This window comes from Asaccharospora irregularis DSM 2635 (assembly GCF_900129815.1).
Lineage (GTDB): Bacteria > Bacillota > Clostridia > Peptostreptococcales > Peptostreptococcaceae > Asaccharospora > Asaccharospora irregularis.
In genome coordinates this window covers 18,628-44,998 of the sequence record NZ_FQWX01000009.1, presented here as the reverse complement: position 1 = coordinate 44,998, position 26,371 = coordinate 18,628, and the positions used below count along the sequence as shown (strand labels likewise).

At 29.6% G+C, this 26,371-nt stretch carries 24 protein-coding genes and 1 other annotated feature; of the genes, 21 read left to right on the top strand and 3 right to left on the bottom strand.

Annotated elements, in window-relative coordinates; translation table 11 throughout:
* Positions 1-9 precede the first annotated feature (9 nt).
* From rpoD to BUB34_RS05630, 8 genes are all read left to right on the top strand, one after another.
* A complete protein-coding gene (gene rpoD, locus BUB34_RS05665; protein ID WP_143153324.1) occupies positions 10-1,185 on the top strand; it encodes an RNA polymerase sigma factor RpoD in 1,176 nt (391 codons plus the stop codon).
* A gap of 59 nt (positions 1,186-1,244) precedes the next feature.
* Positions 1,245-1,937, top strand: coding sequence for a tRNA (adenine(22)-N(1))-methyltransferase (locus tag BUB34_RS05660; protein WP_073125246.1), 693 nt, complete (start codon positions 1,245-1,247; stop codon positions 1,935-1,937).
* 25 nt (positions 1,938-1,962) lie between these two features.
* Positions 1,963-3,060, top strand: coding sequence for a Nif3-like dinuclear metal center hexameric protein (locus BUB34_RS05655; RefSeq protein WP_073125163.1), 1,098 nt, complete (start codon positions 1,963-1,965; stop codon positions 3,058-3,060).
* 201 nt (positions 3,061-3,261) lie between these two features.
* Positions 3,262-3,508, top strand: a binding site (T-box leader).
* A gap of 193 nt (positions 3,509-3,701) precedes the next feature.
* A complete protein-coding gene (locus tag BUB34_RS05650; RefSeq protein ID WP_073125161.1) occupies positions 3,702-4,256 on the top strand; it encodes a tryptophan transporter in 555 nt (184 codons plus the stop codon).
* Between the two features lie 478 nt (positions 4,257-4,734).
* Positions 4,735-6,780: an ATP-binding protein gene (locus BUB34_RS05645; protein ID WP_073125159.1), complete on the top strand. Its 2,046-nt coding sequence runs from the start codon at positions 4,735-4,737 to the stop codon at positions 6,778-6,780.
* Between the two features lie 131 nt (positions 6,781-6,911).
* On the top strand, positions 6,912-7,349 hold the full coding sequence (locus tag BUB34_RS13060) for a hypothetical protein (RefSeq protein WP_073125157.1): 438 nt from the start codon (positions 6,912-6,914) through the stop codon (positions 7,347-7,349).
* A gap of 246 nt (positions 7,350-7,595) precedes the next feature.
* Positions 7,596-8,585, top strand: coding sequence for a sulfurtransferase (locus BUB34_RS05635; protein WP_073125155.1), 990 nt, complete (start codon positions 7,596-7,598; stop codon positions 8,583-8,585).
* 9 nt (positions 8,586-8,594) lie between these two features.
* The gene (locus BUB34_RS05630) at positions 8,595-9,305 is read left to right on the top strand and encodes a TVP38/TMEM64 family protein (protein ID WP_330392748.1); all 711 of its coding nucleotides are present in this window, start codon (positions 8,595-8,597) and stop codon (positions 9,303-9,305) included.
* A gap of 435 nt (positions 9,306-9,740) precedes the next feature.
* Here the strand turns inward: BUB34_RS05630 and BUB34_RS05625 are convergent, their stop codons facing one another.
* Positions 9,741-10,313, bottom strand: coding sequence for a manganese efflux pump MntP (locus BUB34_RS05625; protein ID WP_073125153.1), 573 nt, complete (start codon positions 10,311-10,313; stop codon positions 9,741-9,743).
* 204 nt (positions 10,314-10,517) lie between these two features.
* Here BUB34_RS05625 and BUB34_RS05620 point away from each other — a divergent pair, with 204 nt between their 5' ends.
* From BUB34_RS05620 to BUB34_RS05585, 8 genes are all read left to right on the top strand, one after another.
* Complete coding sequence (locus BUB34_RS05620; protein WP_073125150.1) at positions 10,518-11,063, top strand: NADH peroxidase; 546 nt, start codon at positions 10,518-10,520, stop codon at positions 11,061-11,063.
* Positions 11,064-11,268: 205 nt separating this feature from the next.
* Positions 11,269-12,141, top strand: coding sequence for a cation diffusion facilitator family transporter (locus BUB34_RS05615; RefSeq protein ID WP_073125148.1), 873 nt, complete (start codon positions 11,269-11,271; stop codon positions 12,139-12,141).
* Between the two features lie 200 nt (positions 12,142-12,341).
* Complete coding sequence (locus BUB34_RS05610) at positions 12,342-13,691, top strand: MATE family efflux transporter (RefSeq protein ID WP_073125146.1); 1,350 nt, start codon at positions 12,342-12,344, stop codon at positions 13,689-13,691.
* A gap of 215 nt (positions 13,692-13,906) precedes the next feature.
* On the top strand, positions 13,907-14,275 hold the full coding sequence (locus tag BUB34_RS05605; RefSeq protein WP_073125143.1) for a GntR family transcriptional regulator: 369 nt from the start codon (positions 13,907-13,909) through the stop codon (positions 14,273-14,275).
* A complete protein-coding gene (locus BUB34_RS05600; protein ID WP_073125141.1) occupies positions 14,275-14,976 on the top strand; it encodes an ABC transporter ATP-binding protein in 702 nt (233 codons plus the stop codon). Before BUB34_RS05605 ends, BUB34_RS05600 begins: the two co-directional genes overlap by 1 nt.
* Positions 14,970-15,749 carry a hypothetical protein gene (locus BUB34_RS05595; RefSeq protein ID WP_073125139.1) on the top strand — a complete coding sequence of 260 codons (780 nt, stop codon included), beginning with the start codon at positions 14,970-14,972 and terminating at the stop codon, positions 15,747-15,749. Before BUB34_RS05600 ends, BUB34_RS05595 begins: the two co-directional genes overlap by 7 nt.
* Positions 15,750-16,120: 371 nt before the next feature.
* On the top strand, positions 16,121-16,984 hold the full coding sequence (locus BUB34_RS05590) for a mechanosensitive ion channel family protein (protein ID WP_073125135.1): 864 nt from the start codon (positions 16,121-16,123) through the stop codon (positions 16,982-16,984).
* Between the two features lie 129 nt (positions 16,985-17,113).
* Entirely contained in the window at positions 17,114-17,689 is a 576-nt protein-coding gene (locus tag BUB34_RS05585) for a TVP38/TMEM64 family protein (RefSeq protein WP_073125133.1), read from the top strand.
* Positions 17,690-17,760: 71 nt separating this feature from the next.
* Here the strand turns inward: BUB34_RS05585 and BUB34_RS05580 are convergent, their stop codons facing one another.
* Entirely contained in the window at positions 17,761-18,300 is a 540-nt protein-coding gene (locus BUB34_RS05580) for a metal-dependent hydrolase (RefSeq protein ID WP_073125131.1), read from the bottom strand.
* A gap of 210 nt (positions 18,301-18,510) precedes the next feature.
* Complete coding sequence (locus tag BUB34_RS05575; RefSeq protein WP_073125129.1) at positions 18,511-19,209, bottom strand: superoxide dismutase; 699 nt, start codon at positions 19,207-19,209, stop codon at positions 18,511-18,513.
* A 241-nt stretch (positions 19,210-19,450) separates the two neighbouring features.
* Here BUB34_RS05575 and BUB34_RS05570 point away from each other — a divergent pair, with 241 nt between their 5' ends.
* The 5 genes from BUB34_RS05570 to BUB34_RS05550 all read left to right on the top strand — a co-directional run bounded on the left by BUB34_RS05570 (position 19,451) and on the right by BUB34_RS05550 (position 26,247).
* On the top strand, positions 19,451-20,029 hold the full coding sequence (locus BUB34_RS05570; protein ID WP_073125126.1) for a TerD family protein: 579 nt from the start codon (positions 19,451-19,453) through the stop codon (positions 20,027-20,029).
* A gap of 24 nt (positions 20,030-20,053) precedes the next feature.
* The gene (locus tag BUB34_RS05565) at positions 20,054-20,683 is read left to right on the top strand and encodes a TerD family protein (protein ID WP_073125124.1); all 630 of its coding nucleotides are present in this window, start codon (positions 20,054-20,056) and stop codon (positions 20,681-20,683) included.
* Between the two features lie 5 nt (positions 20,684-20,688).
* Positions 20,689-23,448: a calcium-translocating P-type ATPase, PMCA-type gene (locus BUB34_RS05560; protein ID WP_073125120.1), complete on the top strand. Its 2,760-nt coding sequence runs from the start codon at positions 20,689-20,691 to the stop codon at positions 23,446-23,448.
* Between the two features lie 106 nt (positions 23,449-23,554).
* On the top strand, positions 23,555-25,126 hold the full coding sequence (locus BUB34_RS05555; RefSeq protein WP_073125119.1) for a YceG family protein: 1,572 nt from the start codon (positions 23,555-23,557) through the stop codon (positions 25,124-25,126).
* On the top strand, positions 25,117-26,247 hold the full coding sequence (locus BUB34_RS05550; RefSeq protein WP_073125116.1) for a toxic anion resistance protein: 1,131 nt from the start codon (positions 25,117-25,119) through the stop codon (positions 26,245-26,247). Before BUB34_RS05555 ends, BUB34_RS05550 begins: the two co-directional genes overlap by 10 nt.
* The last annotated feature ends 124 nt before the right edge of the window (positions 26,248-26,371 follow it).

The following is a 26,371-nucleotide window of genomic DNA, read 5'->3' as shown; positions in this document are numbered from 1 at the left end:
AAAGGAGGTTTGAGTGTGGAAGTTCAAAATAATAATAAAAAAGAGACAAAGAAGGTTACTGCAAAAACTTTAATTGAAAAAGGAAAAAAGCAAGGTTCGCTTACACTTTCTGAAATAATGGAAGCTTTTTCGGAAAATGAACTGGATAAAGATCAAATAGAAAACTTATATGAGACTTTAGGAAACTTAGGTATAGAAGTAACAGAGAGTAAAAATAACAAAGTAGACATAGATTTTTCATCTAATGATGATGAACTAGATATTCATAATATAGATGATACATTAGTAGATGATTCAGAAAAAGAATCTAGTGATACCAATATAGAGGTTATAGATTTATCTCTACCAAAAGGTATAAGTATAGATGACCCAGTTAGGATGTACCTAAAGGAAATTGGTAAGATTCCGTTACTTAAGCCGCATGAAGAGGTTGAGTTTGCTAAGAGAATGCATGAAGGAGACGAAATAGCAAAGCAAAGACTTGTAGAGGCTAACCTTAGACTGGTTGTAAGTATAGCTAAGAGATATGTAGGAAGAGGTATGCTTTTCTTGGATTTAATACAAGAGGGAAATTTAGGTCTTATAAAAGCTGTTGAAAAGTTTGATTATACAAAAGGGTACAAGTTCAGTACTTATGCTACTTGGTGGATAAGACAGGCGATAACTAGGGCAATAGCAGATCAAGCTAGAACTATAAGAATACCTGTTCATATGGTTGAAACTATAAATAAACTAATAAGAGTATCTAGACAGTTACTTCAAGAGCTTGGTAGGGATCCAAAGCCAGAAGAGATAGCAAAAGAAATGGAAATGACTGAAGATAAAGTTAGAGAAATAATGAAAATAGCTCAAGATCCTGTTTCTCTTGAAACACCAATAGGAGAAGAAGAAGATAGTCATCTAGGAGATTTTATACCGGATGACGATGCACCAGCACCAGCAGAGGCAGCTGCATACTCACTATTAAAGGAACAAATAGAAGATGTATTAGGATCTTTAAACGATAGAGAGCAAAAAGTACTAAAACTAAGATTCGGATTAGAGGATGGAAGAGCTAGAACCCTTGAAGAAGTTGGAAAAGAGTTTGATGTAACTAGGGAAAGAATAAGACAAATAGAAGCAAAAGCACTAAGAAAATTAAGACATCCAAGCAGATCTAAAAAACTTAGAGATTACTTAGACTAAAATATATAATAAAAATTCGCCTTTATATAGGGCGAATTTTTTTGAAAGGAATGGCAAGTTTGAGATTAACAGATAGACTATTAAAAATATCACATTTAGTAACTAAGGATAAAAAGATAGCCGACATAGGGACAGATCATGGTTATATACCGGTGTATTTATTAAAGAAAGGTTATGTATCATATGCAGTATTATCTGATGTCAATAAAGGTCCTCTTGATAATGCTAGAAAAGAAGTTATACAAAATAATCTTCTAGATAAGGTTGATTTAAGACTTGGATCGGGGATAGAAGTCTTAAAAAAAGGAGAAGTAGATGAGATTATAATAGCTGGAATGGGTGGGATTTTAATTAGTGAAATATTGGATGCCAAGCAGGAAGTATCCCACAATGCTCAAAAATTAATACTTCAACCTATGCAAGCTCAAAATGAACTTAGGAAATATCTTTTAAATAATGGATATGAAATACTTGATGAGGTATTAGTAAAAGAGGATTTTAGATTATATGAGATAATTATAGCTAAATACACTGGAGAAAATACTGTTGTAGAAGATGAAGTATATTATGAAGTTGGAAGTAAACTTATAGAAAACAAAGATGTACTACTTAAAGAGTTTGTAGATAGAAAAATAAGTTCGTACACTTCTATATTAAAAAATATAGAAGGGAAAACTGGCTATGAAATAGAAAAAAAGAAAAAATGTATTACTAAATCAATAGAAAAACTTAAGTGTATATTAGGAAATTAGTATAATTTAGTAAGGAGTTGGTGGTATGAAATTAGAGAGACTTATAGGAAAAATAGAAGAAAAATATCCTCTAAACTTAGCTTATAGCTGGGATAATGTAGGGCTTATAGTAGGGGACTTTGAATCAGATATAAAAAAAGTATTAGTTGTACTTGAGGCTAATGAAAAGGTAGTACAAGAGGCTATACAAAAAAAGGTTGATTTAATTGTAACTCATCATCCTTTTATATTTGGTAAAATAAATAAGGTAAATACTGATGATTTAAAAGGTAAACTAATACATAAACTTATAAAAAATGGAATATCAATCTATTCCATGCATACTAACTTTGACATAGCATTTGATGGATTAAATGATTACTTCATGGAAATTATGGGATTTGACAGCAAACAAGTACTAGAGGCTACTGATGTAGAGGTTTTATACAAGGTTGTGGTATATGTTCCCAATAGCCATATATCTTTAGTTAGAGATGCATTAGGAAGATCTGGAGCAGGTTATATAGGCAACTACAGTCACTGCACTTTCAATAGTCAAGGGGTAGGTACATTTAAGCCCTTAGAGGGTAGTAATCCTTTTTTAGGGACTTTAGGAGAAGTTGAATACACTGATGAGGTTAAAATTGAAACTATTGTTGCTAAGAATAATTTAAAAAATGTAATAGATAGTATGCTTGAGGCTCACCCTTATGAAGAAGTTGCATATGATATATATAGATTAGAGAATAAAGGAAAAAGCTATGGTTTAGGGAGGATAAGTTGTTTGGAAAAACCTTTAACTTTAAAACAACTTTCTAATACAATAAAAGAAAAGTTTGGAATGAAATATATTAGAGTGGTTGGTGATATCGACTCTAATATAAAAAGGTTAGCAGTAGTTACAGGCTCTGGTGCAGATATGGTAAAGGTTGCTAAAAAATCTGGTGCACAAGTGATTATTACTGGAGATATTAAATATCATGATGCTCAAGATGCAATAGATATGGGCATGAATATAATAGATATTGGACACTTTGAAAGTGAAGATATATTTAAAGATGTTATGGCTAATTTCCTAAATAATATCGTAGACTTAGAAATTATAAAAAGTGATATAAATTTGAACCCATTTAAAATAATATAATATCTAAGAAAGGTATTAAAAATTTATTCGAATAATACTGTAATAGTATTTGAAAGATTAGATATAAATTATTAGCTGAAATTAACCAATTAGCCACAATTATATTAGAGAATTAAACTAATCAGTTTATATAATTAGGAAGTCTTAAAAAGTGGTTGACAATAAATGGTTACTAGAATATTATTAATATATATAAATTGTATAAATCCTATGACAAGGGAAAGTAGTTGAGTTTAGCTTCAATATAGAGAGCTGAGGATGGTGGAATCTTGGCAAGAAGAAATTCGATGAATGGGCCTTAGAGGAGTAAATTGAAATCATTTTATGAGAGTAGACTTTACCGCGAGTCGCGCGTTATAGCGAGCAGAGTATGATAGTACTTGTAGAGAGGTGTATAATTTTGTTATACACAATTTAGGTGGCAACGCGGATTTACTCCGTCCTATTAATTTAGGACGGAGTTTTTTAATTTCAAAAATGGATATACGAACCATTAAATATAGAAATTCATTTTGAATATAGGGTCTAATTATGAGAGGTGGTGAAAACTATGGTATGAAAGGATGAATTTGAACATTGGACAGAGGAAAATTTTGAAGAAAATAGATTATATAATTTAGAAAATATTAGGGGGTTTTATCATGAAAACAAATACGAGAAAGTTAGCTTTAAATTCAATACTATTAGCCATAGGATTACTACTACATCAAGTAACACCGGCACTAGGTTTGCCGATGCAGCCGGATATGGCACTGGCGATGCTATTTACCATAATGGTGTTAAATAAAGAAGATTATAAAACTTGTTTGGTAGCAGGTATAATAACGGGTATATTTACAGCATTGACTACTAAATTTCCAGGAGGACAATTTCCAAATATTATAGACAAAATTGTTACAGTTAATATAATGTATATCATGATGTATGTTATGTACAAATTACCAATTTTAAATAAATTAAATTCTAAGAAGCAAGATATGGTTATTACAGCTGTATTAATGTCATTAGGGACTCTTGTAAGTGGATGTACATTTTTATTTGCAGCTCAGATACTAGTAGGTCTTCCAGGAACATTCAAGGCATTGTTTTTAGTAGCTGTGGCTCCTGCTATAGTAATAAACTTAGTGGCAGGACTATTCTTATTCAAGGTGGTAGATATCTCAATAAAAAGAACTAGCTATGCAAGAGCGAAGTAAAAGTATATAAGTGAAATTTAAGTTACCTCAAAATAATTGGCTTTATTGTTTTGGGGTAACTTAAATTTTACCTATAAATTCAATGTATTATAAAACCCATGAATATTCAAATTAATGTGAAATATAAAAGGAATTTACTTTTAAATAAAATTATATTTGTATAAAATGTAGAAAGATAGAAGGATATTGGATATTTTTATTGAATGAATAAAAAGGGGAAAAATTAGTTTTTATATAGCAAAACGAAATATATAAGTGTACCAGGGAGACAAATTATAAAAATACTATGGTATAAAACTATATTTTAAAGGAATTCTAGGTAGTGATAGATTAGGTGAATTTTTCTTAAGAGTTTTATAAAGAAAATATACTGCAATATATTTGTAAAAAAATATATTTCTTTATATATTTAAAATGTTTACAATTTTCAGTATACTAAGGGGGTAGTCTATCGTTATCAATGAGGGGGATAGTAAATATGGAAAAGTCTAAAAAAGTTTCAAAAGAATTTTTAGGACTTTTGGCAGCGTATATCTTTTCTATATTAATAATGGCCATTTTGCTTGGCGAAATTAGTATGAGTTTAGTATATTATGTGGCTATTTTTAATTCTAGTCTTATTGGCATTGCAAGCTTACTAATTTGTATGGTTTCGGTAGATATAGGTAAAAGTAGTTTTTATAAATATATAGCTATTACTTTTGCTTTTGCAGGAATGATAAATTTGATTTCTATGTTTATTATTGTCAGTAAGTTGTTTGGTGCTGCTTCTGTCAGCAAGAGTACGCAATTAAACTTTATTTCTAGTGGGTTTGAGGCTTTATCGCTTGTTTTTTCATCTAGATATGTTAACAGAGAAATAAGTATCAAAAAACATATACTCTCAAGAATAGTTTTTGTATTTTTAATTTTAGGGGCTGCAATCTATACAGATGTATTTCTAAGTATATATGAAGGACCCTATAATATCAGAGATATAATGCAATATATCCATATTATCTTATATGTATATGCCCTTAGATTGCTTAAGAAAAACAGAAAAAATATTTGCGGTAGAACTATAAGGGATTTAAAGATTTACATAATGTTGAGGGTCACAAATATAATTATGATAACAACATATGATAATTTATACTCTATATTTGATGTAAATAGGAATGGAATAATAGATACTGTATTTTTATTAGCAGTTATTTTGAGGTTTTTTGATACTTATTATATATTAAAGATATGTATAATAGATATAATAAAAAGACCAAATAAAACATTATTTAGGCAATTAATAATGGAGAAAAATCGATTAAGAGAAAGTATATACAAGTTAGAAAGTATAAAAATGGATTTGGAATGTTATAATGAAAAATATGAACAACTACTCGTAAGTCTTCCGGATGGTGTTTTAATTTACGAAGGTATGGAAATAGTTTTTGCAAACAATAAAATCGGAGAATTCTTTAAGTTGGATTCACCGGATGCACTACTTGGAAAATCACTGGATGATATTTTAGATGAAGAGTTTGATTATAATATCTATGAATTAGAGCCATTTGAACAAGGTATTATTAGCGACAATAGAGGTGATTTGGTAAAAGGTTTGCAAAGGAAATTTTGTTTTAATAATACTAAGTTTAATGGAGAAATCACAATATTTAGAAAGGATATAGGAGGAGAAGTCTTGTTTATAATAATTATAAAAAACATAGATTCTATTATAAAACTAAAAAAAGTTGAAAATGAATTAGAAATAAAGAAAACTATGGAAAAAGCTAGACAAGAAATTTTATCGAATATATCCCATGATTTTAAAACTCCGGTAAATGTAATTTATTCAGCAATTCAAATGCAAGATTTAAATATAAAAAAAGAAAAGTTCGATCAAATAGCAGAATTTAACGGAATTGTAAAACAAAACTGTAATAGATTGTTGAGGCTGATAAATAATTTTATTGACTCCAGTAGAATTGATAATGACAACCTCAAGATGAACAAAAAATGTATTAATATAGTTAGATTGGTTGAAGATATAACTATGTCTGTATTGCCTTTTGCAGAGGACAAAGACATAAGCTTGATTTTTGATACAGATGAGGAAGAAGTGTTTTGTGATGTTGATATAGACTTTATGGAGAGAATAATGCTAAACCTCCTTTCTAATGCTATAAAGTATAATAGTGATAGTGGAAGTATAGATGTGTTTATTGAAAATCACAATGAATTTATAAGTATTTGTGTAAAGGATACAGGAATAGGTATACCAGAAAGTAAATTAAGCAAACTATTTAATAGATTTGATAGGATAGATAGAGAAGTGTTAAGACATAAAGAAGGTAGTGGAATAGGGCTTAATATAGTAAAAAATATGATAGAAAAACTAAATGGAAGTATAGATGTAATTAGCAAAGAAAATGAGGGAACTACTATGATAGTAAATCTTCCTAAGTCAGAAAAAAGAGGATGTCAAGATCAGGTTCTGGAATTTGACCAATTAAATCAAAAAGTACAATTGGAATTATCTGATCTATAAATGATAGAGGTTCATATGGATTAAAAAGGTTTGCCTAGTAAAAATATACAATATGCAAATACTATAATTTTTATTTGAATAATACAAATACTAATAGCATAAAAATACTATAATAACAAAGGAGAATTTTTATGCTAACATATCTAGTAAAAAGACAAATGAAAAAAAAGAACAAAATGGATAATAAGAAGATTATGGCTTACACTGGCTTGGCATTAACTGGGGCAGGTGCATATATGTCCTATAGGGTAATAAAAAAAAGAAATTCCAAGTGTAATATGAATGAAGACACATATCTAAATAATAGCAGTTTTGGAAACAATGGTGCTAACTTAGATGATGATAAAACAATGGATAATTCATCAGGATATAAAAGTGATTTAGTAGACAAAGTTAACGAATTTAATTCAAAAAGAATAAGTCATGATAACTGTGAACATGTTTCTAATGAAGAGATGCAACATTATTTAAATACTGCCGAAAGTGATAAAGACGAAGTTACTATAGAAAATAACTATGGTGACAAGTATGATGAGTACGAAGAGTATGAAGAGGACTTAAAAAAGTAATGTATAAAAGCTAATTAAAAGGCTGTTTTTCTATATAATCCCCTTATAATATTATAAATCACTTAATATTATAAGGGGAATTTGTATTATAAAATATTTCAAAGTCATGTAATAAAGAAGTATATAGAAAATATCTATTTATATAAATAATATGAAAATACCTGCTGTATCATAGTATAAATTGCTGTGTTATAATTTATTAAGCGGGGTTTATATGTTTTAAAAAGATGATAAGGGGGATGAAATATGAAAGTTAATAAGAAAATAGCAATTTTATTGTCTATGGTGATGGTTGGAAGTATGTTTGCTGGATGTGCAAACAAAGATGATTCTCAAAGCAACAAGGAGAATACTAAAAAGGAAGAAGCGGTAGATCAAAAAACAGAGGCTACAACTAAGGATGATTATAATTTTGACAACAATGATTACTTTACAAGTTTATCATGGCTGGAAGAAAACATGGATAAAAATGATAAGTTATTAATAATAGATGCAAGGGCGGAAAAGGAATATAAGGCAGGACATATACCTGGTGCTATTAATGTGGCTTGGCAAAGCCTAGCAAAAGTTGAGGGTAAAGCAGGAGAAAAAGATTGGGGAACTTTACAGGATAAAGAAGCTCTATCAGATAATTTAAGCAAACTAGGAATAAAAAAAGAAAGTCAAGTTGTAGTTTATGCTAATAAAGATGGATGGGGAGACGATGGAAGAATAGTTTGGTGCTTACAAAGGGCTGGAATAGATGCGAGAATGTTAAATGGTGGATTTGATTTATGGTCATCAGAACAAAAAGAAGTAACTAAAGATGAACCAAAAGAGATAGCTAAAAGTGATTTGAAATTAGATAGTATAAAACCAGATTTAAATATAAGTACAGATGATTTAAAGAAAGAATATAAGGAACTTAAAATAATCGATGTTAGAGGCGAGGATGAGTACAAGGGCGCAACTAATTTTGGTGAAGCTAGAGGAGGACACTTACCAGATGCCATAAATATTCCTTTTACAAAACTTTATAATGAAGATGGAACTATAAAGTCAAATGAAGAGATAGACAAGGTTATGAAAGAGGCTGGGGTAGAAAAATCTGATAATATAGTTACATATTGTACAGCTGGAATAAGATCTGCACACATGGCTTTGGTTCTTAAAAATGCAGGTTATGAAAACGTTAGAAACTACGATGCATCATACTACGAATGGGCAGGAGATGAAAGCAACCAAGTTGAAAAATAGACTATAGGAGTGATTAAAATAGAAATAAAAAAGAAGTCGCTACTATTAAAAATAGCGGTGGTTATAGGAGTACTTGCAATTTATTTGTTTGTACCACCAATTAATAGAAATATAAATCAAATGATATTTTATTTGAGTATGTTGGATATAGAGTCTATAAAACAGTATATACTATCATTTGGAATATGGGCACCTGTGATATCATTTTTGCTTATGCTCCTTCAATCTGTAGCAGCGCCATTACCTGCATTTTTAATTACATTTTCAAATGCAGCATTATTTGGATGGGTAAAAGGTGCTATTTTATCTTGGAGTAGTGCTATGGCAGGAGCAGCGTTATGTTTTTATATATCAAGATTTTTAGGAAGAGATGTCGCAATAAAACTTACAAGTAAGTTTGCACTAGAAAGTATAGACGAGTTTTTTGATAAATATGGAAAGCACACTATATTAATAGCTAGACTACTTCCATTTATATCTTTCGATATTGTAAGTTATGCAGCTGGCTTGACATCTATGAGTTTTATGTCATTCTTTGTAGCTACAGGGATTGGGCAATTGCCTGCGACTATAGTTTATTCTTATGTAGGTGGAATGTTAACTGGTGGGGCTAAACTTATGGTTACAGGTTTGTTAGTATTATTTGCATTAACAGTGTTGATATATATGATGAAAAGAATATATGAAGATAAAAATGTTAAGGAAAATAATATTGAATAACTAAAAAATGATAAAAGTAAGCATAACATTATTTACTATAATTTTAAGAGGATTGGGAAACCCCCAATCCTTTTTATATATAAAATAAATTACAGATAAGTATCTTTAATTATTACATGATAAATTAAATACGAAATATTTTGAAAAATACAAAAAAATAAAGACAAAAGCTGAAAATTGTAATATACTATCTACAAACGATACAAAGTTCAAATTGCATATTAATATCGAAGGGGGATTATACATTATGAAACATCTAAAAGTAATAACAATTGTTTTTTCAATATTACTGAGTTTAGGAGCGGTATCTTTGATATTTAATAAAAAAGCATCATCAAATAAAGATTTTTAGTAAAAATGACATGAAGATAAATTATATACGGATATCTATAAGATTAGATATCCCTATATAATTTTACAGAAAGTATATTAGATTTATGATAATATGTTGGATATTATTGAAGTATGTTCATTTAGAATATTTATACCGATTAATATTAATATTATGCCGCCTATTATTTGAGAGTAACTCTTAAATATAGGCCCAATTTTTCTACCCAAAAGTACTCCGATAAAGCAAAATAAAAAAGTTATTACCGCGATAGATGTAGATATGGGTGCTATTGGTATACTCAAGAAGGCGAAACTAACACCGACTGCTAAAGCATCTATGCTGGTGGCAATTGATAATATCAGCAATTCTTTGTTGGTTATTAAAAAATCGCATCTATCTTCTTTTTCATTTGATCCTAATATCATTTTAATGCCTATAAATCCTAAAAGTGAAAAAGCAATCCAATGATCTATTGATTTTATGTAACCTTCAAATCTAACGCCTAGAAACCATCCTATAACAGGCATAATACCTTGAAATAATCCAAAGAATAGAGCTATTTTTGTTGCTATCTTATAATTTATTTCTTTTAGAGTCATACCCTTGGTAAGTGAGACTGCAAATGCATCCATTGCAAGGGCAAGGGAAGTAAAAAAAATACTGACAAAATTCATATTGTATCCTCCTTAGTTATCCTATATAAAAACTTACATAAAAATAGTGTACATTTATTATATACAAAATATTCATAGCAATTCAAATATAATCATTAACTTCAAAATTAAGGAATAAATAAATTTAGTATAGGTATACTATAAATATGCGAAGTGGACATAAGTTATTACAACTAGTTTAAGTATAAATAGGAGGATATAGTAATGAAAAAATTTGTATGTACAGTTTGTGGTTATATTCATGAGGGAGATCAACCACCTGAAAAATGTCCTATATGTAATGTAGGGGCAGATAAATTTGAGGAAGTAAAAGGTGAAATGGTCTGGGCTGATGAACATAGAATAGGTATAGGCAAAGGGCTGGAGGATGATGTTTTAGAGGCTTTAAGAGCAAATTTCCTAGCTGAGTGTAGTGAGGTAGGAATGTATCTTGCAATGGCCCGTCAAGCGGATAGAGAAGGACACCCTGAAGTAGGGGAAGCATATACAAGGATAGCATTTGAAGAGGCTGAACATGCTGCTAAATTCGCAGAAATATTAGGTGAGGTAGTTGAACCAAGTACAAAACAAAATCTAAAAGCAAGAGTAGAGGCAGAGTATGGTGCGGCAGAGGGAAAATTGAAATTAGCCAAGAGAGCAAAAGAGTTAGGTCTTGATGCTATACATGATACTGTTCATGAAATGTGTAAAGATGAGGCTAGACACGGAAAGGTATTTTTAGGATTATTAAATAGGTATTTTGAGAAATAAGTTAAGATTACGGGCTAAAATTAATATATATTGACAATGTTAAATTTCATTGATAAAATGAAACTTAATACTAAAAAGGGAATATAATAATTTAATCAGGTAATAGCTTTATTACCGGGCTCTAGTAGCAATGGAATAAAAATCCATGGGATAGTTTAAATAACTTTTCCATGGATTTTTATATTTTAATTTTAGGAGGGAGATTATGAGAAATACTAATTACAAAAAAGTAAATCAAGTTTTATGGGGAATATTATTTGCAAATTTAGGGGTGGCATTATTAAAAATTACAATAGGTACGTCTATTAAAAGTGCAAGCATGACTGCCGACGGATTTCACTCTATATCAGATGGAACATCTAATATAGTAGGAATTATAGGGATTTTATTGGCATCAAAGCCAGTAGATAAAGAACATCCATATGGGCATAATAAATTTGAAGTTATATCAGGTCTATTTATTGGCGGAATGCTTTTATTTTTAAGTTTTAAAATAATTATAGAGTCATTTTTAAGATTTAAAACTCCAGTTGTTCCAAATATAACTATGACTAGTTTAATAGTCTTAGTTATTACATTGTTGATTAATATACTTGTATGTACTTATGAGCATAGGATTGGGAAAAAACTCAATAGTTATATACTTGTTTCAGATTCTCTTCATACAAAGAGCGATGTATTTGTATCTATAGGGGTTTTAATGACATTAGTAGGTGTAAAACTAGGGCTTCCTGCTATTATTGATCCAGTAGCATCATTAGTTGTTGCAGGTTTTATACTTCATGCATCTTATGAAATATTTAAACCAACTATTGACGTGCTGGTAGATAAAGCAATAATAGATGAAGATGATATAAAAGAAGTTCTTAAAGAATTTGAAATTATAAAGAGTGTTCATAAGATAAGAAGTAGGGGAAGTGAAAATAATGTATATATAGATATGCATATTATGCTTGATCCTAATGTAACAGTTGAAGGGTCGCATATGCTAAATCATGATATAGAGAATCTAATAAGAGAAAAAATTAATAAAAGTGCTCAGGTTATAGTTCATATTGAGCCATATTATAAAGAATAGAAATAAATTTATTGATTTTTATATAATAAAATATAATCTTAAATGAATCAGGGGTTAGGAAATAATAGAAAAATAATACTTGAAAAAATATAAAAAAGTGGTATAATTAATAGATTGACTAAAAATATATTTTAAATTCATTTTAAGATGAATTTAGCTTTATATAAGTAACAAAAGATAAATTATGAGGGAGGACATATATGAATAGGACAGAAGAAACATTGGGCCAATTATCTATAGGGAAATTACTTCTAAAGTATTCGATTCCTGCGATAATTGGTATGATGGTTAATGCACTTTATAATATAGTGGATAGGATTTTTATAGGAAATATTCCAAGTGTAGGTTCGTTAGCTATAACAGGTTTAGGAATTACAATGCCTATTATAACTATACTATTAGCATTTTCAATGCTTATAGGAATAGGTGCTACAACTAATATATCTATAAAATTAGGGCAAGGTAAAAAGGAAGAGGCAGAGAAAATTATAGGAAATGCTATAACTCTATCTCTAGTGGTTGGAGTAATATTGACTGTAATAGGTCTACTTTTTGAAGATAGTATATTAAAGGCATTCGGAGCAAGTAATGAAACACTTTACTATGCTAAATCATATGTAAGTATTATTTTATTTGGATCGGTATTTAGTATAATGGCGTTTGTTTTAAACAGTACTATTAGAGGTGATGGAAACCCAAGACTATCAGCTATCATAATGATTGTTGGATGTTTAATAAACATAGTTTTGGATGCATTATTTATATTTGTATTCAACATGGGAATACAAGGGGCTGCTATAGCGACTGTAATTTCTCAAATGGTAACAGCTGTATGTGGAATTTTATATTATGTAAGAGGAAATTCAAACTTGGTATTTAAAGTTGCAAACTTAAAACTTGATAAAAATATAATAAAAACTATATTCTCTATAGGTTTATCACCATTTTCAATGCAGTTGGCAACAAGTCTTGTACAGGTAATAAACAATAATGCACTAAGAACTTATGGAGGAGACTTAGCCATAGGAGCGATGGCTGCAATATCTTCTATTATGATGGTATTTTTAATGCCTACTTTTGGAATAGTTCAAGGAGCACAGCCTATAATTGGATTTAATTATGGTAAGAAACAGTATGATAGGGCAAAAAAAACATACAGATTATCAGTTATAGCATCAACTATTATATTTTTAGTAGGAGCATTTATAATCCAGGTATTCCCAGAAGCGGTTGTTGGACTATTTAATAAGGGCGATAAACTTATGGAAATATCTGTAAAAGGTATTAGAATATACGGGCTTTTCCTACCTTTAGTATCAACTTCTATAGTAGGTTCAAATTATATGCAATCTATAGGGAAGGCGAAAGTTTCTATATTTTTAAGTCTTTTAAGACAAGTTATATTGCTAGTTCCTATGATAATTGTATTGCCTAATTATTTTGGATTAAATGGGGTATGGCTTGCTCAACCAGTATCAGATATTATAGCTGTAGTAATAACTGCTTTAGTAGTTGAAAGAGAATTTAAATCTTACAAAACAATAGACTAGAATAAGTTATAATAGACAAGCAGTTATAGTAGATAATAAGCTTATAAGTAAGTATAGAATACTTTATAAAATTTCATTTAAAATTAATTTGTTTATAGACCAGCGATTATATTGCTGGTCTATTTGATTTTAAATAACATAAAAATACTTGAAATATTATTTTTAAAAGTCTATCATTGTATTAAAGTATTAATACAATGATAGAGGGTGATAAAATGAAAGTGGAATTTGACAATAGTAAACCCATATACACTCAGTTAGTAGACCATTTAAGATTAAAAATAGTATCTGGAGAGATGCCATCTGGATCAAAGGTTGATTCAGTAAGATCTATGGCAGAGGAAGTAGAGGTAAATCCAAATACTATGCAAAGGGCCTTAGCAGAACTGGAAAGATTAGGCCTTGTTTATACTCAAAGAACTAGAGGTAGGTTTGTCACTGAGGATATTGAAAAAATAAACCTTATACGTAAGGAGATAGCAACATTAGAAATTAGTAACTTAAGAGATGTACTACTCAAACTAGGGTATAGTGAGGATGAATTAATTGAACTTATAAATCAAAACTTGAGGAGGGATATATAATGCAGGATAATATAGTGGAGTTTAATAATCTGGAAAAAAATTATGGAAAAAAATGTGCCTTAAAAGGCATCGATTTAAAAATTCCAAAGGGGAAAATAATTGGACTTTTAGGACCTAATGGAAGTGGTAAGAGTACAATGATTAAGATTATGAATGGATTGCTACAACCTAGTAGCGGAGAGGTACTTATAGATGGAATAAGACCGTCTGTAGAAACAAAAAAACATATATCATATCTACCAGAAAGAACATATCTTAATGACTGGATGAAAGTAAAAGATATAATACAATTCTTTTCAGAGTTCTATGAAGATTTCGATAGGGATAAAGCAGAGGATATGCTCAAGAGTCTACAAATTAGCGAAAATCAAAGGCTAAAAACTATGTCTAAGGGTACAAAGGAAAAAGTACAGTTGATTTTAGTAATGTCGAGAAAGGCTAAATTATACATTTTAGATGAACCTATAGGGGGAGTTGATCCTGCTGCTAGAAGTTATATACTAAAAACCATATTAAAAAACTACAATGAAGATTCTACACTATTAATAGCTACTCACTTAATAAGTGAAATTGAAAATATTTGTGATGAAGTTATATTTATATCTAATGGAGAAGTAATCTTACAAGGGGAAGTAGATAGCATTAGAGAGAAAAAAGGTAAATCTATAGATGTATTATTTAGGGAGGAATTTAAATGTTAGGGAAATTATTAAAATATGAGATAAAGTCAACTGCTAGACTATTTTTGCCGATATATATTGCTATTTTAGTAATGTCTTTAGGGCAATGCCTGTTTACAAATGAAAGTCTTATGAACGTAAGGGGGATTGTTCTTGGGCTATTAGTTGCACTTATCATAGGATTATTTGTTTTTACAATAGTAATTATAATACAAAGGTTTAATAAAAATCTTTTAGGAGATGAAGGTTATCTAACTTTCACACTTCCAGTAAGTGTAAAAAATATTGTTGTTTCTAAGCTAATAGCATCAATTATATATACTACTTTAAGTGTAATAATTTCGATAATATCGTTTAATATTATTGTATTATCATTTAGCAATGGACAAGAAATTTTATCTGGGTATAGAGATTTAATAGGATATATTTCTAACCATGATAACTTCTGGGCATTGATGTATTTTATGTTTATGTTATTTATATCAAATATTACATTTATACTGCTTTTATATTTATCTATATCTATGGGGCAGATTCAAAAGTTTAATAATCATAGAGTTTTAGTAGGTTTTATAACATATTTTATAATAAATGCGCTAAGATCAGGGCTAGAAGCCTTGGTACAGAATATGACAACAAGAAAAAATATACTTGGAGACCAACTATATATGAACTTTAGTAGCATTGTTCTTGATAGTTTTAGCATTTGGGTGTTATTACTAGAAGTAGTACTTGCTGTATTGTTTTTCTTAGGAACAACTTATATTTTAGAGAAAAAACTGAATTTAGAGTAGTTATATTTTATAATGCATAGGAAATTATATTCATTTTCAGACTTTTGATAAATATAATTTTCGTATATGCATTTCAAAAAAATTATCCTTTAAAGATTTTAGATAGAAAATTTTTTTATATAAAAGGTATAATTAGTATAATATTAAAAAGATTGCAGATATCTCTGTAATCTTTTTTACGTATAAGGAAGTTATAATTACTCTTAAACTAGATTATGCATTTAGAACGTCTTAATTTTTATAATTATATTATAAAATTATGGTATTAATTATAGAAATAAGAAATATATTGACTTTTAATGTTATAATTAAAAGGATATGTACTGAGATTTCGGTGACTTTTAAAAATAATTAGGTTGGAGGCTTTACAAATGGATCTTAAAAATGTAGACGTAAGCAAGTTAGACGTTACTAGTTTGTCTGAGAAATTTATAGATTGGGCAATGACAAATGGATTTAAGCTTGTTATAGGGCTTATAGTTATTTCTATCGGATTTAAGGTCATAAAGAAGATAGTTAAACATTTTATAGCGTTTTTAGAAAAAAGACAAGTAGATGTTACTTTAATTAAGTTTTTAAAATCATTTACTATAGGTGCACTTAAAGTAATACTAGTAGTACTTGTATTTGGCTACTGGGGAATGGAGCTATCAGGAGTTGCAACTATAATTGCATCTGCAGGGGTTGCAATAGGATTGGCACTTCAAGGAAGTTTATCAAATTTTGCTGGTGGGTTTATAATCCTTATCCTAAGACCGTTTAAAGTAGGAGATTATATAGAGGCTGCTGGGTATAACGGTGCAGTTGAGCAAATAGGAGTATTTTACACACACTTGGCTACTCCTGACAATAAAGTTATATTAATACCAAATGGCATACTATCAAATGGAAGTTTAACAAACTATTCAGCCAAAGATACTAGGAGAGTAGATTTAACATTTGGAGTGGGATATGAGGCGGATATACTCCATGTTAGAAGGGTTTTAAAGGAAATAGTTAAAAATCATAAATTAATAATAAATTATCCAGAGCCTTTTGTAGGAATTTGTGAACATGGAAGCAGTTCTGTTAACTTCGCTGTTAGAGTGTGGTGTAAAACAGAGGATTACTGGACTATTTACTTTGATTTACTAGAAGAGGTGAAGGTAAGATTTGATGAAGAAGAGATAAGAATTCCTTATCCGCAGATGGATTTACATTTAAAGGAACTTAAAAAAACAAATATAGATAAATAATAGAAATTTGCCCTATAAAAGAACAAAAAAATTATTTTATAGGGCATTTTCGTATATAATAAAGTAAATGAGTCAGATTATTACTTATACAAGATGAGGGATTTATATTGACCAAAGGAGACGAGATTAGTGGAGTATATTCAAGAGTTATATAAATTAGCGCAGAATTACTGGATCCTTACTTTATTGGTTGGATTATTTAGTACTTTTATTGAAAGTTTTTTGCCTGTATTGCCACTTGTGGCTATAGTGACAGCAAATGCAGCTATATTTGGATTGTTTGGAGGACTTTTACTATCATGGATAGGATCAGGTCTTGGAACTATATCTGTATTCTTGATAATAAGCAAATTTAATGATAATAAACTATTCGATAAGTTAAGGAATGAAAAGACTGAAAAAGTTGTAAGCTGGACAGAGAAAAAAGGCTTTAAATTATTATTTATAGCATATGCATGTCCATTCATGCCGGGTTGCTTAGTCACGGTAGCATCTGCGTTTTGTAAGAGAAAATTAAACCATTTTATACCAGCTATGTTGGCAGGTAAATTTGTAATGTTTTTGGTAGTAAGCTATATTGGAAGCGATATAATAGGTTTTATAAAAAATCCGGTTAAAATATTGGTGTTCTCTGTTTTAGTTGCATTATCGTGGAAAATAGGAAGTAAGATAAATAAAAATATAGAAGAACATGAGGATATTTAGGTTAGAAACAGTTATAACAAATTAAAAGGTTAAGATTATAAAATATCAACCTTTTAATTTGTTTGTATATTTTATTGAAAGAGTATGAAAAACCTATACCCCAGTAGAAATACTATAAAAAAATTAAATGTTTTGTAAATCAATTTTTCGGTTTTTGAACTGGTTTTTATTGGAAGAAGAGAAAAGTTTATTTGAATTGGGTAGATAAGCTCAACTCCCTCTTTAGTGATCAAATCTAAAAGTATGTGTGAGGAATACCCAATTATAAATCCTTTGGATAAAAGTATAAAAACTATATTATTTTCAGAGTAATTTAATAGAAAGTTTTGTAGGATATTTAGTAATATTAAAAAAAGCAGGCTATGTGTAAATCCTCTATGCCTAAAGTGCTTTCCAAATAATTTGTGTAAATATCCAAACTTTTTACTTATATAAGACCCCTTCATATCTATATCTGGAAATAAAGAACCTAAATATGAAAAGTATATATAAATTATAATTAAGATTAATTTATATATAATATTGTAATTAGTTAGAATTTGATTACTAATAAACGGAAGAAGTATCAAGGAAAATATTGTGCCTCCGCGTGCATGTGTTTCTTTTGTCATGTTTCCTCCTAAGATGTATGTATTAAGTGTCAATGGTAGAGATTAATCAAAGATTGCCTCTTAGTATGTTCTTTAATAAATTATATCATAGTATGATAGTATAAGATTAAAAAAGTCATGTGTTTATGTTGGTCTGTAAAATAAACACATGACTTTTTATATAACTTATTATTGGTGCATTTTGAATTAGAAAAATTGCGATTTTACTGTTTACTTTGGGTTCTCACTGTAATTTGTCAATGCTTTGTCCCAGTTTATCAAGTTAAACCAGTTATCAATATATTTACTTCTTTCGTTTTTATACTTTAAATAATAAGCATGTTCCCAAACATCAATACCTATTATAGGCTTAAGGTTTAAAGAAATGGGATTATCCTGATTTTTAGTAGTTATTATTGATAATTTGCCATCTGAGTCAGATACAAGCCATGCCCAACCTGAGCCAAAAACACTTAAGGCTGCCTTTGAAAATTCTGATTTGAAGTTATCAAGCGAGCCAAAGTCTCTGGTAATTGCAGATTTTAAATTACCAGAAAGATTGGTTTTTTTAGGTGTCATTATGTCAAAGAAAAACTCATGATTATATACGCCTCCACCATTGTTTATAACAGCATCAGATATATCTTTAGGCAAGGAATCCGTATCTTTTAATAAATCTGCTAAGCTATATTCATATAACTCTGGGTGTTTATCCAAAGCTGTGTTCAGATTGTTTACATAAGTCTGATAGTGTTTATCGTGATGAAGAATCATAGTTTCTTCATCTATGTATGGCTCTAATGAATCGTATTGATAAGGGAGCTCTTTAACTTGATATTTTTGATATCTAAAAGCAAAGCCATGAGAACTTAAAGATTGAAAAAATAAGCAAAAAACAGTTAGTATTATTGCTATTATTCTTTTTTTCATAAAATAATCACCTCAAAATTAGTATGCTTTTAAAATTAGAAAATATAAGCGAAAACTTAACTTTAAGTTAAAGATTTTGTTGTGGGGAAGTATAAAAAATTATGATATAATACTCTTTACAGTATGTGTGTATCAAAAACACACAAAATTCAAGTTAATACAATAAAAAAGTGTTATAATAAACTTACACAAAATTAAGAATAAAAAGTGTAAAAAAAATATATATAAGGAGTGATTGTATATGGGGATAACATTAGCTAAAGGACAAAAAGTTAGCTTAACAAAAGGAAATCCAGGACTTAAAAATATATTGATAGGTTTAGGGTGGGATACTAACAAGTATGACGGAGGATTTGATTTTGACTTAGATACAGCAGCATTCTTAACTGATGAAAATGGGAAAGTTACTAATGATTTAGACTTTGTATTTTATAATAACTTAAAACACTCATCAGGATCGGTTGAACATTTGGGTGATAATAGAACTGGAGAAGGCGATGGAGATGATGAACAGATATTAGTGGATTTATCAAAAATACCATCAAATATAAATAAAGTTGCGTTCACTGTTACTATTCACGAGGCTTTAGAAAGAAGACAAAATTTTGGACAAGTTAGTAACTCATATATAAGAGTATTAAATAAGGATACTAATGAAGAGTTAATAAAGTATGAATTAGGTGAAGATTTTAGTATAGAAACAGCAGTAGTGGTAGCTGAAATATATAGACACAATGGAGAATGGAAATTTAATGCGCTAGGTTCAGGGTTTGAAGGTGGATTAGAAGCTCTTTGTAGAAATTATGGATTAAGTGTTTAATATAAAAATATGGGAGGGAAAGCAATGTCAATTAACTTACAAAAAGGTCAAAAGATAGACCTAAAAAAGTCTAACCCAGGATTAAATAATATAATGGTAGGATTAGGATGGGATGCTGCACCGACTTCAGGAGGTGGTTTTCTCAAATCACTACTTGGGGGCGGAAATTCAAATATAGATTGTGATGCATCAGTTTTCATGTTAAATGAACAAGGAAAACTAGATGGAGTAAATAATTTAATTTACTTTGGAAACTTAAGAGATCGTTGCAATTCAGTTATACACACAGGTGATAATTTGACTGGTGATGGAGATGGAGATGACGAACAAATTTTAGTTAATTTAGATAAGGTACCAAGCAATATAAGTAAATTATTATTTGTTGTGAACATATACAATTGTGTACAAAGAAAACAGCATTTTGGAATGATAAAAAATGCTTTTATAAGGGTTGTGGATAATAACAATGGAAAAGAAATAGCTAAGTATAATTTAACTGATGACTATTCAGAAAAGACAGCTCTTATAGTAGGAACTATATATAGATACAATGATACGTGGAAGTTTAGTGCTATAGGAGAAGGAACAAGAGATACTGGGCTTAAAGATATAATGACAAACTTGGCTCAAATAGAATGTGCATATGGAGTATAGTGAAAATGAGATATTATAATGTAGAAAAAGAAGAAGTGCTAAAAGAATTATCCGTGGAAATAGACAAAGGTCTTTCATGTGATGAAGTAAGTGTTAGACGAGAAAAATATGGATTAAATGAATTTACTCCCCAAGAAGAAGGAAGCTTTTGGGATGAATTAAAAGATAGTTTAAGTGAGCCGATGATTCTTATACTAATAGCAGCGGCTGTAATAAGTGCTGTTGTAGGTGAGTTACATGATGCTATAGGTATAGTATGTGCTATAGCAATAGGAATAGCAATAGGTATGATAACAGAGGGGAAATCCAAAAAAGCAGCAGATGCTCTATCTAAACTTACAGAGAATATAGAAGTCAAGGTTCTTAGAAATGGAGAGGTTCATCAAGTATCAAAAAATGAATTGCTTCCTGGGGATATAGTATATATTGAGACAGGAGATATGATCCCTGCAGATGGTAGACTTATAGATAGTGTAAACCTAAAGGTAAGAGAAGATATGTTAACAGGTGAATCTGATGATGTATCTAAAAAGGCTGATGTAATAATCTCTATGGAAAAAATAGAGTCAAAAGGACAAGTTCTAGAGCAAGAGCCAATACCTGCAAAACAGATAAACATGGTATTTGGTGGAACTTTAGTAGCCTATGGAAGAGGTACTATGGTAGTTACCTCAATAGGAGATAATACAGAGATGGGTGAAATAGCTAAGAATCTAACTGATGCAGATGAACAAACCCCTCTACAGGTAAAACTTGGAAACCTTGGAGCTACAATAGCTAGGGTATCTTCAGCAGTTGCAGGCTTACTATTTATATTTATGATATTTAAAATGGTAACTACAGGTGTATTAAATTTAGATACATCTGGGATTATTCCATTTTTAAACTCGATAGGACCTGTTAAAACAGCATTTACTGTATGTGTTGCATTAATAGTTGCAGCAGTTCCAGAGGGACTTCCTACTATGATAAATATGACACTTGCAATAACGATGCAAAAGATGGCAAAAATAAATGCATTAGTAACTAAAAAGGAAGCTTGTGAGACAATAGGATCTGTTTCTGTAATCTGTTCAGATAAAACTGGTACATTAACACAAAATAGAATGACAGTAGAAGTTGCTTATATAGATGGAAGATATATTGAAGATAGTAGCGAAAAAACAAGTAGTTATTTTAAAGAAAACTGTTTGATAAACTCCACTGCAGATATAGAAGTCAACGAATGTGGAGTCAACTATTTAGGAAGTGCTACAGAATGTGCATTACTACTTTATAACAAAAATGAAGATTATAGAAATATAAGAAAATCATCAAGTGTAGTTGCACAAAACCAGTTTACATCTAATACAAAGAGAATGACTTCAGTTATAGAAAATAACAATGGTTATGTACTTTTATCAAAAGGTGCACCTGAAGTTATACTTGAACTATGTTCACATGTACAAAGACCAGAAGGAATAGTTCCAATAACTGAAGAAATAAAAACTGAAATCTTATCCGAAATAGAAAAATTACAAGTTAAATCCATGAGAGCATTGGGATTTGCATATAAGGAAATTATTCTAAGCGGTGAAGAGTCAGAGGCCGCTGTTACTTTGGAAAATGAAGCGATAGATATAAATAAAGAAGAAAATAACCTAGTATTTAGTGGATTTGTTGGAATTAGAGATCCATTAAGACCAGATGTAATAGAGTCTGTTGCTATAGCTAGTAAAGCTGGGGTTTCTGTAAAAATGCTTACAGGAGATAATATAAATACGGCAAGGGCTATAGGGGCAGAATTAGGATTATTAAAAGATAATAAGAGAGCAGTTGAAGCATCATTTATAGATACTTTAACAGATGAAGAGTTAAAAGAAGAAATTAAAACTATAGGAATAGTTGCAAGAAGTAAGCCAGATAGTAAAATGAGAATAGTTCAAGCTCTTCAAGCAGATGGAGAGGTTGTAGCTGTTACGGGGGACGGAATAAACGATGCTCCTGCCCTTAGCAAAGCTGACGTTGGTGTAGCTATGGGAATATCTGGTACAGAAGTTTCTAAAAATGCAGCTGATATTATATTAACTGACGATAGTTTCTCTACAATAGTTAAAGGAATTAAATGGGGAAGGGGAATTTATGACAACTTCCAGAGATTTGTTCAGTTCCAATTAACGGTAAACGTAATAGCCTTTTTAGTTGCTATAATCTCTCAATTAGTAGGACAAGAAATGCCATTTACAACAATTCAGTTGCTATGGGTAAATATAATAATGGATGGGCCTCCAGCATTGGCATTGGGCTTAGAGCCTGTTAGAGACCATGTTCTTAGTAGAAAACCTGTAAATAGAAATGCGAATATTATATCTAAATCGATGGTAATAACGATAATAGGAAATGCGCTATTTATAACAGCTATACTGATGATACAATCGACATTTAATATATTAAATGCAACACCAGAACAAAATGAAACTGTTATGTTCTCACTATTTGCGTTTAGTGCTTTGTTTAATGCATTTAACTGTAGAGAATTTAACTCTGATAGTATAATTCCAAACTTCTTTAAGAATGATCTAGCATTAAAAATTATTGGGGTAACAGGTGTAGCTCAAATAATATTTACGCAAGTATTTCAGACTTTCTTTAATTCAGTAGCTTTAGGTGTAGGAATGTGGTTAAAGATACTGGCAGTTTCAGCTTCAGTAATTTTAGTAAATGAGATTGTGAAACTGATATTAAGAATGTTTAAACCTAATAAAAAATCTAAACAAGAGGCATAATTTTTTTATGAGGCTGTCTAAATTTATTTTAATCTAGACAGCCCTAAAAATATATATAATAAAAATATAAACTATACAGGGATATAGTTTTAAAAGGAGGATAAGTATGAAAGACTCATATGTATTTGAAAAAATATTCTCCAGTCAATATGATAGAGGAAATACAACTTTATATAATGAATGTTTAAATTATTTTTGTTCCTATATAGGAGTAGAAGAGGAAGGTCTTTACAACCTTGAAATATTTAAATTAAAATGCAATTTTGAAAATAGAGAAGACACGGCTTTATTTACTGAGAATATACCAAATCCTAGTGATTTTGATACTATAAATTATTTTAAGAGTAAGTTAGGTTCTTGTGAAAAAGGGATTAAAGACTTGGACATATCTATAGTGAAAAATCACAGCTTAAATGATAAAATAAAAGAAGGATTAGATATAGTTTTGAAACAAGAGGGAAAAGAATTTTCCAATGAAAGGGTTAAGCTTAACTTTATAATCAAAATTATGTCATGGATAAGTACGTATATAGATCCTTTAAAGATAGATAAAAATGACACACCAAAGGTAATATTTTATGGAGATATAAAAAAGCATGAGATATACCTATTACTATCTCTTTACCTAGCTGGATTTGATATTTTGTATCTTAACCCTAATTCTAAGAGTATAATAGAAAAAATAGATATAGAAAAATACAAAATAGAGTTAATAGAAAATGATACAGCAGAAGATATAATAACATTTGAGGAAAGAGTAGTACTTGGAGAAAAGATAGATAAAGCTTCTGTAAAAAAAGCTTTTACAGTAGGTGCAGAGGCATCAAAGAGAATAAGCGAGGAACTATTAAATGATGCTGGATTTATAAAGCCTTGGCAATTACAAGATAGAAAATTGAAAAGCGTACTTTTAAGTTCAACAATAGATGAAATATCTATATATTGGAAACAACCCCTTAAATTAAGACCGGGATTTAAATTTGACAATAATATTGTTGAAACACCTGTATTTTTATCAAAGATAAATGGGGTATATTCCGATAGTAGAGAATATTTTGATTTTATTCGTTTACTTAGAGATGTAGAAAACGCATTTTTTATAGAATACGATGGAGACTTTAGAAAGATTTCAAAGGAGTTTACAAAGGATGCATTTAGCTTGTCTTTTGCAATAAATTCCAATGGAATAATAGACAAAAAACTAATTTTAGATGAAAAGATTTATCCTATATCTACCTTAAGTGAAAGTCAGCAGACTATGATTTTGGAAAAAATAGAAGAAGTTATAGCTGGAGACATGTTTGTAGGAGGACTAAACAGAGAAGATGTTATAAGAGGGCTATATACCGTACTCAATATGGATAAAAGATTAGTACATCTAATAAATAGTTTTGACTATTCTCTTATAAATCCTAAACTTATAATCTATATGAATGAGAGTTTAGTTATAGAGAAAGAACTAAGTTTTTTGATATTATTGTTAAGTAAGGTTGGATTTGATATAGTTATACTATCTCCAGCAGGGGCTAATTGCATAGAAAATGTAATAAATACCCAATTGCTTGATGTACATAGACTAGATAAAATGGTTTATGATTTTAAGTTATTACCTATAGAGGAAGATACTTCAATATTTAAGAAGATTTTTGGCAAAAGGAGCGGATTTAAATGGGGATAAACGTTAATGGATTATCTAAAAATAATAATGTAGAAGTTGTAGATGATATACCTTCGATTAAAGAAGAAAATTTTGATATTGTAGAATATACCAATAATAAAAAAAATGAGCTTAGACAGTCAAAGGAAGTAGAGGCATTAACATCTCTTATAGAGGTAGAAAATCCAAATACTATACTTCAATTTGGTCGTAGTGCATCAGAGGGTGTAGCAAAAATTTCAGACAATTTACTAAATACGATAAAGTTAAATAGAAATGAAGAAAATTCTAAGATGCTAGTTCAATTAACTAAAATAATGGACAAATTTGATTTAGATGATTTTCAAAAGGCTAAAGAGCCTACATTAATGCAAAAAATATTCAAAAAAGCAAATAATGCACTTGATTTAATGTTTAAAAAATACGAAACATTAGGTGGCGAAGTTGAGAAGATTCAAATAGAACTTGAAAAATATGAAAGAGATATACAAGCATCTAACAAACAAATATCAGCGATGTTAAATGAAAACTTTAATTTTTATAATGAGCTTCAAAAATACATTGTAGCTGGAGAGATGGCTGTAGAGGAAATGGACAATGAAATACTACCATTCTTTAAGGAAAAATCTGAGACTACAGGGGATCAGCTTGACATAGTTAACTATCAAGAACTTTTAAAAGTATATGATATGCTAAATCAAAGGGTTTATGATTTAAAAATAGCAGAGAATATAGCAATTCAAACTATACCAATGCTTCGTGGGATGCAGCACAATAACTATGGTTTAGTTAGAAAAATAAATAGTGCATTTGTTGTAACATTACCTGTGTTCAAGCAATGTCTATCACAAGCCATATTGATCAAAAAACAGGAGTTACAAGCACAGTCTTTACAAGCACTTGATGATAAGACAAATGAACTTTTAATCAGAAATGCACAAAATGTAAGTACACAGGGTGCTAGAATAGCAAAAATGGCAAACTCTAGTTCTATTCAGATTGAAACTCTGGAAAAGACATACAATATAATAAAAACTGGAATAGAAGAGACTATGAGAATAGAAGAAAATAGTAGAGCGTCTATAAAGGATAATACTAAGAGGTTAGAAGAATTAAATACAAAGATAATTTACAATAAATAATTAAAATTTATATCTCAAAATTAATGGTTCATAGCTTATCATCAGTTATAATATCTATGTAAATTAATTTTGAGATTTTTTATGATTCATAGGAAATTATATACATAGAAAATAGAATAAAGTA